Annotated in this window: 8 protein-coding genes; all 8 read right to left on the reverse strand. The window is 41.4% G+C overall.

Annotated features, from left to right (window positions below):
• Positions 1–16: 16 nt before the first annotated feature.
• Genes GQR46_RS10165 through GQR46_RS10200 form a run of 8 tightly spaced genes read right to left on the reverse strand, consistent with a single transcriptional unit; the run spans position 17 to position 10638 of the window.
• On the reverse strand, positions 17–808 hold the full coding sequence (locus GQR46_RS10165) for a sterol desaturase family protein (protein WP_165740873.1): 792 nt from the start codon (positions 806–808) through the stop codon (positions 17–19).
• On the reverse strand, positions 801–1481 hold the full coding sequence (locus GQR46_RS10170) for a CDP-alcohol phosphatidyltransferase family protein (protein ID WP_165740874.1): 681 nt from the start codon (positions 1479–1481) through the stop codon (positions 801–803). Before GQR46_RS10170 ends, GQR46_RS10165 begins: the two co-directional genes overlap by 8 nt.
• Before the next feature lie 44 nt (positions 1482–1525).
• Positions 1526–2164 carry an ATP-binding cassette domain-containing protein gene (locus tag GQR46_RS10175; protein ID WP_165740875.1) on the reverse strand — a complete coding sequence of 213 codons (639 nt, stop codon included), beginning with the start codon at positions 2162–2164 and terminating at the stop codon, positions 1526–1528.
• A gap of 56 nt (positions 2165–2220) precedes the next feature.
• On the reverse strand, positions 2221–3975 hold the full coding sequence (locus GQR46_RS10180) for an ABC transporter permease subunit (protein WP_165740876.1): 1755 nt from the start codon (positions 3973–3975) through the stop codon (positions 2221–2223).
• Complete coding sequence (locus GQR46_RS10185; RefSeq protein ID WP_165740877.1) at positions 3972–5306, reverse strand: ABC transporter substrate-binding protein; 1335 nt, start codon at positions 5304–5306, stop codon at positions 3972–3974. Before GQR46_RS10185 ends, GQR46_RS10180 begins: the two co-directional genes overlap by 4 nt.
• Positions 5293–6111 (reverse strand): DUF547 domain-containing protein, encoded by an 819-nt coding sequence (locus tag GQR46_RS10190; RefSeq protein ID WP_165740878.1) that lies wholly within the window; start codon positions 6109–6111, stop codon positions 5293–5295. The genes GQR46_RS10185 and GQR46_RS10190 overlap by 14 nt, the downstream gene beginning before the upstream one ends.
• A gap of 2 nt (positions 6112–6113) precedes the next feature.
• The gene (locus GQR46_RS10195) at positions 6114–8267 is read right to left on the reverse strand and encodes a bifunctional TVP38/TMEM64 family protein/FAD-dependent oxidoreductase (protein WP_165740879.1); all 2154 of its coding nucleotides are present in this window, start codon (positions 8265–8267) and stop codon (positions 6114–6116) included.
• Between the two features lie 10 nt (positions 8268–8277).
• Positions 8278–10638, reverse strand: a complete 2361-nt coding sequence (locus GQR46_RS10200; protein ID WP_165740880.1) for a TonB-dependent receptor — start codon at positions 10636–10638, stop codon at positions 8278–8280.
• Positions 10639–10717 lie beyond the last annotated feature (79 nt).

Below are 10717 nucleotides of genomic sequence, written 5' to 3' on the forward strand. Positions count from 1 at the left end.
ATAAGTGAGCTTATGCTCACTTATTTTTAAATGGCATAATCAATAAACCCCACAATGAGGCATTTTGCTTTTGGCTTGGGTATTCTTTTAAGCCAATATTTATATCTGCGTCGGTTTTTTTTGCTTTATCTTTGTAGCTACCAAATAATTTATCCCACCAAATTACACTAAAACCATAGTTTGAGTTAGTTTCACTAACTACTTGGCTGTGGTGAATACGATGCAATATTTGCGTCATTAATATTAAACGCAGTGGTTTTTCTATTGCATTGGGTAGGCGTATATTTGCATGGTTAAATAATGCTAAACCATTAAGTGCTATTTCAAATATTAATACTGCAATAGCAGGTACACCTAAGGCAGTAACTGCAATGAGCTTTATAAGTATGCTAAGTATAATTTCGATAGGATGAAAGCGCAGGCCTGTACTGGTGTCTACGTGTGCATCGGCGTGGTGTACACGGTGCAAACGCCATAAAATAGGTACGTTATGAAATAACCTATGTTGCCAGTAAATGAGTATATCGAGTAATAGCATGCTTAAAACAATAGTTATTACGCTTGGCATGGCGATTTGGTTAAATAAGCCTATGCCGTGTTCTTGATTATAAAGTGCCACGGCAGTTAACCCAATAGGGACCACTAAGCGCGCAATAACTGATGATGCAAACACTAATCCAAAATTAGCAAACCAACGAGTGCTGCTTTTAATGGGAGATGTACGCGCAGGCATACGCGATTCAAGCAGCATCATAATAACTAAAATGCTAAAAAAGCAGCCTAAGCGCCACCATATTTCGTTAGTCATTTATTACCTCAGAATTTGCACTGCTAAGGGTATCTTCAGTTGCTTTGTTAGCACCAGCTTCTTGTTGCTTAAGTGTATGATAACCACCATGTATACGGGTAAAAATGGTTATGCCACACGCAATAGCAAAAATACTCGCCATAATGGCAAAATGCTGCGGCCAAATACAAAATGCAATAAATAGCGCTATTGTTTCAGTACCTTCTGTTAAGCCGTTTAAGTAATAAAAGCTTTTGTATTTAAATTGCGGTTTTTCGAGTTTAAATTTTTCGGCTGCAATCGCAAATGCCAAAAAGCTTGAACCCGTGCCAATAAATGTGGCAAGCAATATAGCGCCTGCAATCGCATTTTGTTCAGGATTTGCCAAAATAAACCCAAGTGGAATAGCCGCGTAAAATAAAAAGTCGAGCGTAATGTCTAAAAAACCACCTGCGCTTGAACTTTGGTTTGCATAGCGTGCTAATGCGCCATCAAGCCCATCTAAAATTCGATTTAAAGCAATGGCCACTAATGCGCCGTACCACATTTCAAACGCCAGTAATGGCACCGCTAATAATCCAACTAAAAAGCCAACTACGGTAAGCTGGTCGGGCGTTATACCGCGCTTGTGCATTAATGCTACAACCGGTGTTAACAGCGGCTTTATTACAGGGGTAATATATTTGTCTAACATGTTTGGTGCCTTATGCGTTTAAAGCTATGTATTAAAATCATGTATTAAAGTGCGCTACTTAGAGTAATGAGTGTGCCATTTGCAGCTTCTGCGTCGCTGTGGTCGTGGGTTACCATTATTGCGGGTAGTTTGTGATCCCGTATTTGGCTAAACACGAGCTCGCGTGTATCAACACGCAGTTGTGTGTCGAGTTTGCTAAAGGGTTCGTCGAGTAAAATGGCTTTAGGTTCGCTCAGCAGCATACGTAATAATGCAACACGGGCTTGTTGTCCGCCAGAGAGGTTATCGGGATGGCGATTGCCCATGTCTTTAAGACCTACTTGCTCAAGTGCGTGTTCTATTTTTTCAAGGCGTTGTTTTTTATTACCTTTGGGCATTGCAAAGGCAATGTTACCAGCAACCGTTAAATGCGAAAACAATAAAGCGTCTTGATAAAGCACTCCAATATGGCGCAAGTGTGGAGGGGTGTTATCGATATTTTGACCGTTAAGCCATACTTCACCATTGGCCTTAAAGCTACTTGGTAAAGTACCTGTAAGCCAATTTAATAAGCTTGATTTACCACTGCCTGAAGGGCCCATAATAGTTAGAATTTCACCGCCATTAACTTGCTCATTTAAGCTAAGTAGCAACTCATTTTGGCGATAAAGCTGACAATTTTTAATCTGTAATGATGACTGCATTAAAAAAACCTTAACCCTGATAATGTTAAACATGGGTGCTTTAAATTTGCGCACTTTTAAATACGTGCGCTTTTGAAAAAGTATTTAGGTAAACCCCATGCCAATATAAATCCAATAAGTGGCAACGCCATTTGCATAATAGCGTACACGGCACTGGTGCGTCTGCTTGCGCCATTGGCAAGCGTAACGGCTTCGGTTGTTATTGTGGCTATTCGCCCGCCGCCAGCTAAAAGCGTGGGTAGGTATTGCCCAAAACTAATGGCTAAGCCCAGTGCGGCTGCAATTAAAATAGGAGCAAACAACTGAGGTAGTTTTACTTTAAAAAACACCTTGCATGGCGCTGCACCTAGGCTTGCTGCAACATGAGAAAAACGAGGATCTAAGCGCCTATAGCTGCTCGCAAGTGACAAAAACACATAAGGCAACACAAACAGTAAATGAGTAAGTACTACATTAAAAAATGCGGCTTGGTTATTCACTAGTTGTTGTATCCATACTAGCCCAAACAAAAAGGCAATACTGGGTACTAATAACGGTAAGTAAATAATTAAACTGGTAAAGCGAGAAATAGGCTTGTCACTTAATTGCTCTGATTCTAAGCACAATAAAGTAAGGATAATGGCAAATAGTGTGGTTACTAAACCAATTGCTAGCGTATTAAAAAGTGGGCTGCTCATTTGCATTAGCGCACTTTTAAAATGCAGTAGCGTAAATTGTTCAGGCATTGCATCTGGAAAGCGCCAAAAGCCGGCAACCGACCACATAACTAAACCAATAAGTGACAACAGTATAAAGCTAATTACTAATGCGGTGAGTACTACCGTTATTTTTTGCCAATAAAATCCTCCGTATTCACGCACTCCGTTAGTAAGAGAGTCACCAAATAACACTTTTACAGCCTTTTCTGCGCCAAGCCAAAGCGCTAACAACCCGCCTGTAACAGCCAGTTGTAATAAAGCACCTGCTGAGGCTTTAATTCGCAGGTTTAAATCAACATCGTTAAACCAATGCATGATAGCTACAGCGAGTGTTGGCGGTGTATTTGGGCCTAAAATAAGTGGCATTTCTACACTGGCACTGGCATAAGCCAATACGGCTAAAAGCGGTAAACGCAGTAGCGGATAAAGACTGGGCAGTATTACTTTAAAAAAGGCGGTCATTGGGCAATAACCCAAGTTAAGCGCAACCTTGTGTTGCTGGCGTAACTTTTTGCCAAGCTCAGGTTGGGCAAGTACACCCAGTGCCATTAATAGTAAAAAAGGCAGCTCTTTGAGTGTTAAGCCCAAAATTATACTAATACCGAACGAATCATGCGGAAACATGCCGTTTGGCGCAAGTTCCCAGCCGCTCAACCAAGGCGACGCTAAGCGTGAAATCATACCTGAAGGGGCAATTAAAAACCCTACTGCAATAGCCGCTGCGGCATGAGGTATCACTAATATAGGGCTCAATAAACGCTGAATTCGATTAAGCCAAGGGCTATTAAAAAACGCAGCTAAAATCATTAAGGTAATGATAAACGCAAGTAGTGTACTTATTAAGCCTGTTGCAACGCTTAGGGTAACCATTTGGGTAAGGCCCGGTGTTTGCCAAAGGGCATTAAAACCTTGCAAGCTAAACGTTGTTTGCTCAAGTACGGGCGCATAACCAAAGGCAGGCAGCAATACGCTAATTAAGCCACCAAGTACGGGTAGTATAAGTAAAGCGAGTAAAAATCGCGGGCTAAATTTTACAATGCGCGTAAACATATCGGTGCTGCACTGCGTTGTTGCTTTGGTATTTACTGGTACACTTTTTGAAATAACGCTCATTGGCTTACTCCATAACGGGTTTGCCAACCTTGCATAATGGCGTTTACCCAGCTTGGATGAGGTTCGCTCAATGTGCGTTTAATACTGTTTAAAGGCAGTGCACTTGGATGCGGTTTAGCTGTTTTAAATAAGGCTTGCTGATCAGGCGTTAGCGTTGATTGAATAAGTACGCTTTTATCGCCCCATATATGCGCTTTTTGTTTTTCAGCTTGCGCCTCTGGGCTCATTAAAAAATTAGCCACTAATTGCGCACTTTGCTGGTGGGTTGCATTGTAAGGGATTGCCACAAAATGGGTATTACTTAAACTGCCATCACTCATTGCATAGCTGCGAATGCTGTTTGGTAAATCAAACCGTTTTACAGCTGCCGGTACTTCTGGTGCAGAAAAAGTAAAGGCTAAGCTGAGCTCTGTATCGTCTACTAGGCGGCGCATTTGCGCACCACTTTGCATAAAATGAGTGCCGCCGCGCCAAAGAGTTGGGTGTAGTTTATTTAAAAACTCCCACAAAGGGGTTAACACTTGCGCCGTGTTTTTAGTAGTAGCTGGTTGGTTTAGCTGCGCTTTAATGTTTTCGCTGCTTTGCTGATGCAGTACAACTAAGGCGTACTTTAAAAAGCTCATGCCTAAAAAGTCAGGCGGCTTTGGGTAACTAAAGCGACCAGGATTTTGCGCGCTCCAGTTTAATAATTCGTTTAATGTAGTCGGCAATTTGTTGTTTGCATTACCATTTATTGCAATGCTGTCGTAATAAAACGTAAGTGACGCTTGCCCCCATGGCGCTTCCATTCCATTGGTGGGTAGTCCAAAATCAAAGTTTACAGCAGGGTTGTTAGCCGGATCAGTTAATGCAAAGTTAGGTAATTTATTCGCCCATTCTTTTAAAAGAAGAGAGTGCTCGCTCATGGTGGCAAAGTTAGCCCCGTTGATCCACATTAAATCTACGCTGCCTTGGTTGTTATTGTTTGCTGATTTTTCGGCAAGTACACGGCTTACTGCTTCGCTGGTGTCACTTAATTTTACATGTACTAAGTTTATGTTGTACTTAGTTTTAACTTGTTTTGCAGCCCATTGAATATAGGCATTTATTTGCGCGTCGCCGCCCCATGCATAAAAGTATACATATTGATTGCTACCAAGTGTTTGAACTTGTTGCCAGCGAGATCCCTGTTGTGTGTTTATTACTAAATTACTTTTACTATTTGAGTTAATAACGGTATTAGCAAACGCAGTGCTCGAAAAAACAGCTAAATTTGCGATTGTACAAACGCAAAACGCGACACAGCAAAAGCTGTATCGCGTCAGTGTTTGCCAAAACTTAATGGCGAACATTTAAATCCCAGTTGTAGTCTAAAAATTCAACTTTCATGTCATCATTTTTAAGTGCTTTTTGCTGAGCGGGTATCAGTTTAAGAGCATCGCTGTATTGCAAGAAAAACTGCTGTAGCGTATTTGTACCTCTAAAACCTTTTTCAAAGTCATCGCCGTACCATTTAAATATTGAAGACACGCTTAGCGTATTTTCTTGAGCCATATTACGTGTCATATCTGATAAAAAGCGCACTGTTTGCTCTTGCAATTGGCTTTCTAAATCAGTGGCTGTATACGCTTCTTCTCGAAGCGCTGGGCAACCAATACTCGCGCAATTTACTGCAAAGTGAATGCGTGGGTCGTTGTATTTACCGCTGCCACGTATTAAACCATGTTCTATATCATCAAGGCTGCGAGTTTTGCCAAGTAATGGCACAAACTCTTTACTCCATGGTGAGCTAAAAAAGCTTCCTAAGTCTTTAATTGACTTGAGATCAGGGTACTTAGTTAAAATAAGCTCAACAGTCCACGCATTATAAGCATTGATTAAAAAAGCGAGTTGCTTAGGCTTTTCCCATGCGTCAAATTCGCTTTGTGTTACAGCCGTTAACGAATCTAAATACGTTTTTAGCTGTGCATGCTCACGTTTTATGGCAGCGTAATCAACCTCAGTACTGTGACCTTGGTTAATTTCGATAACGTGCTTATTTAACAATGTATTCCAGCTATCGTGCATGCTCTGGGCTTGGGCTGAAAATGAAGTTGCAAACGATGTTGCAACTAAAGCCGAGCCAAGTAGTAATGCTTTTAGAGGTGTTTTAAGCATAATTAACCTCGACGCCAAGTGTGGTATTTTTCAAGCAAGTTAAGCACTTTTTCAGGTGCATGAGCGCGTTTCCACTCACCTGCTGCGTATTTGTTACCTTCAGCCCATGTAGGGTAACTATGAATAGTACCGAGTATTTTGTTAAGACCTAAACCGTGTTTCATTGCCAGTACAAACTCAGCTATTAAGTCGCCAGCGTGCTCAGAGACCACAGTAACACCGAGTATTTTGTCTTTGCCTTTGGGTGTAATTACTTTAATAAAGCCTTTTGTAGCGCTGTCGGTAATTGCACGGTCTAGCTCTTCAAATTCAAAGCGAGTAATCTCAAAGTCTATGCCTTTGTCTTTTGCATCTTGCTCGTTTAAGCCAACACGTGCAACTTCTGGGTCAATAAACGTAGTCCACGGAATAACACGGTAATCTACTTTAAACTTTTTAAGGTGACCAAATAAGCCATTTACCGCTGCGTACCAACCTTGATGGGCTGCCACATGTGTAAACTGGTATGGACCTACAATATCGCCTGCTGCAAAAATATTTGGGTATAGCGTTTCAAGGTATTCGTTAGTTACAACAGTACGGTTTGTTTCTATGCCAAGCTCTTCAAGGCCGTAACCTTTAAGGCGTGCACTTCGGCCAACAGCACATAATAGCTCGTCGTATTCAATATCGATTTCTTTGTCGTTATGTTTAACAATAATGAATTTTTTACCATCGCGGGCTTCACAGCGCAGTGCCTGATGCGATGTTAAAATATTAACGCCACTTTCGGTTAACGCTTCGTGAGCAAAAGTAGACACTTCTAGGTCTTCTTTGATCATTATGCGTTCTGCCATTTCAATTTGCGTAACGCTTGAACCTAAACGTGCAAAGCTTTGTGCTAATTCGCTACCAATTGGACCACCACCAAGTACTACAAGCTTTTTAGGTGCCTCATCTAGCTCTGCAAATTTATTCCACAATGTATCGCTTGTTACATAGCCTGTTTCTTCAATACCAGGTAGTGGCGGTACAAATGGGCGTGCGCCAGTGGCAATCACAATAGTACGAGCGGTGAGTGTTTGCGTGCCACCGTCGTTAAGTTTAATTTCTACAGTCCACGGGTCTATTAATTTACCGTAACCTTTTACTACATCTACGCCTAAGTCGGTGTAGCGCTCAACACTGTCGTGTGGTGCTACATCTGCAATAACTTTGTGTACACGTGCCATTACTTTTTTGAACGAAAACTGCGGTGTTGCGTTTTCTAGACCGTAGTTTTCGCCGTGGCGAATTTGCTCTGCAATTTTAGCGCTTTTAATAACTGCTTTACTTGGAACACAACCGTAGTTTAAACAGTCGCCGCCCATTTCGCCCGCTTCAATAAGAGTTACTTTTGCTTTAACAGCAGCAGCAATATAACTTGTTACCAAACCACCAGCCCCAGCACCAATAACAATCATGTTGCGGTCGAATTTTTTAGGTTTAGTATAATTTTTGTATACTCGACGTTTTTTAAACACGTTTAAGATTCCTTTTGCAATGAAAGGGAAAATACCCAATAGAGCGAATGATAAAATTAAGTTGAACGATAAAATGCCAGATAAGCTATCTATTTGCGCCAGCTGTGTACCTGCATTAACAAATACAAATGTGCCGGCTAACATACCTGCTTGGCTTACCCAGTAATAAGTCCACGACTTTATTGAAGTAACACCCATCAATAAGTTAATTAAAAAGAACGGAAACACAGGCACTAAACGAAGAGTGAATAAGTAAAAACCACCTTCTTTTTCAACGCCTGCGTCAATTGCAGCTAAGCGCTCAGGAAAGCGTTGCTTAATAGTGTCACGTAGTAAGTAGCGTGATACTAAAAAGGCAAGTGTTGCGCCAATAGTTGATGCAAAAGAGGCAACCAATAAGCCTTCAACTAAACCAAACAATGCACCTGCGGCAAGTGTTAAAATAGCCGCGCCCGGTAAAGAGAGAGCCGTTACCACTACATACAATAAAAAGAACCCACCAATAACAAGTAGCGGTGATTGCTCTTTGTAATCGCTAAATTGATCCATCGACCCTTTTAAGCCATCAAGTGTAAGTAGTTGGTGTAAGTCAAAATGAAAGAACAGGCCGATAGCGGCAGCTGCAATCAATAATAAAAATATTTTTTTAATCATGTTCTCTCTCTTAAAAACTATGCGTAAGGGTTAACTTTGCGTTTATTGGCAACTCAGGAAAAGCCAATGTTGCACCAAAGTAACCGCCTTCAAATACAGGGCGCCAGTTTTTTTGATTCGTTACGTTGTTTACATCTAAACGTAACTTAGTACTAGGCGTAAAAGCATAGCTAGTATTAACGTTTAATGTGTACTGATCACGAATCTTAACTGTCGCCAAAAAGTCTAATGGGTAACTCTTTGTATATAGACCTGAAAAACCCGTTTGCCATTTCGAATTAATTGAATAATTTCCGTTAAAACTGAACGACTGCTCAGGAATGCCTTGAACTTGGCGATTAGAGCGTGCAAATGGAGTAAAACTAGGTGCGCCAACACTGGTACCTTCAATAATATCTGGACGTGAGTTGTCAAATGCATCGGCTACTTGAGCTGAATCTTGGCTACTTGCAGAATTATCGTAGCGAGCATCAATATAGCTGTAGCCAGCACTTAGCCAATAAGGGTAAGCATCATAAAATACTTGGCTTTCAAAGCCGGTAGTACGAATGCCGGTATTGCTACCATCGCGATTACGTAAACTACGACGTTGGCTGAATACTGCTCCATCGGCGTACCAATCACTGTCGGTTGGTGCGTATTTTAAACCAAATTCAACTAAAGTATTTTCGGTTGAAAAGTTTTGCGCGCTAATCGTGTTGTCGCCACCAAGAGACGTGCCGCCAGCCATGCTATTTGATGTGGCTTCGTTGTAACTTGCTGCACCATAAGTGGTGTAATCACCGTTTAATCGGTAGTTAAAGCTTACTTGCCCTGAATGTAGCTTATCGTTAATGCTATCACGAGCTGCAATTTCACCCTCTGGTGCTATTGGGTCGTGCGCGTCTACGTCATAAAAATCAATGCGGTAGCCAACACTTGTATGAAACTTATCTGTCCAATCAGAATCCTGCTGAATAGCAAAGCCTGTTTGCCATGAGCGCGAATCGGTAGTGTCTGATAAGTTAAAGTCGCCATTGCCGTCATTATTAATATCATATTGACCACCAGGGGATACAAATATACCTGGGCTAATTTCAATTAAACGCGCTTGTTGTACATCAGTTAAAGGAATGCGGCGGTTTGAAAGTGGGCCTGTTAAATCAATAGGTAAATCGGCTTCTGTTGTAAATTGGCTGTAGCCTAATACGCGGTTATAACGCACATCAAATGCAAAAATTGTTTGCTGGTCGCTATTCCAAAGATAGGTAAGCTCGGTACGGTTTTGCGCGGTATCGGCACCATCTATAATTTCAACAAAGCTATTTTGTGCAATTTCTTCGCGTTGTAAGTGCTGAAAATACGTAATGTTTTTTATTGATGCATTGTTGGAAAGTTCACGCTTATAAATGCTGTGTAGTAAATAAGTAGTGGCTTCGTTTTGATTATCAGGATCGGTAAGCACTGTACTGCGATCTATTTTTACTTGCCCAGTTGGTGAGATTATTGAACCTGCTGCCGGTACTGTGCTGCCATTTGCTTGCACGCCTTGGCCGGTAATATAAAGGCCACTATCTATTAGCGCTTGAGTAGGGCGGTTAATTCCGGCGTTATCGGTAAATTCAACTTGGTATAACTCAAAGTTAATATCCCAGCTGCTTTTGTCATCGGGTAATACACGTAATGATGCAAATAAGCTGTCGCTTTTAGTTCCCGAAAAATCGTAGTAACTGCCGTTATCAATATGTTCAGCGCTGACTCTAAAACCTACTTTGTCTTTTACAATGGGTGCACTGTAATCAACTAAGACACTGTATTGATCCCATCGACCTGCAGATACAGTTGCTTTGCCTTTGCTTTCATCCGTAGATGCTTTTTTAGAATGTAAGTTTACAAAACCACCGTTGCGTTGGCTTGAGCCAAATAATACTGGTGGCGCGCCTTTTACTACATCTATCTGTTCTATAGAGTTGAACGATAACGGCACACCAAAGCCATTATTACCAGCTTGACGGCGTGTACCATCTTGAAAAAGCTCACCCAGTTGCCCACGAATAGTAGGTAAACTGGGTGCCCCAAAACCACTGGCTGAATAGGTATTAGGGCTTACTGCGAGCACGTCTTGTAAAGTCGTAATATTGAGTTGCTCTATTAACTCGCTTGAAATTGGTGTTACTGATCGGGCTATATCTTGTAGGGCTAAGTTGTCGCCAAACGGGCCGTCTACAGTGGCGTTTTTAACCGAAAGACCTTGAGATTTAATAACTTGGCCTGCCACCTCAATGCGCTCTATTGCGCCATCTTTTGTTGTTTTTGATTCTTCGGCTGCAAAAGCATTAAGTGGTGTATTTAATATGGTGGCTAGGGAAAGTGCTAAATATGCGTGTTTCAAACGTTTTCTCTCTACGGTTAAAATGTTGTTGGCGATAAAGACCGAAAGGATTAAAAATAAATTTCAGTAAAATTTCGAT

Source organism: Pseudoalteromonas sp. Z1A6 (assembly GCF_011378745.1).
Lineage (GTDB): Bacteria > Pseudomonadota > Gammaproteobacteria > Enterobacterales > Alteromonadaceae > Pseudoalteromonas > Pseudoalteromonas arctica.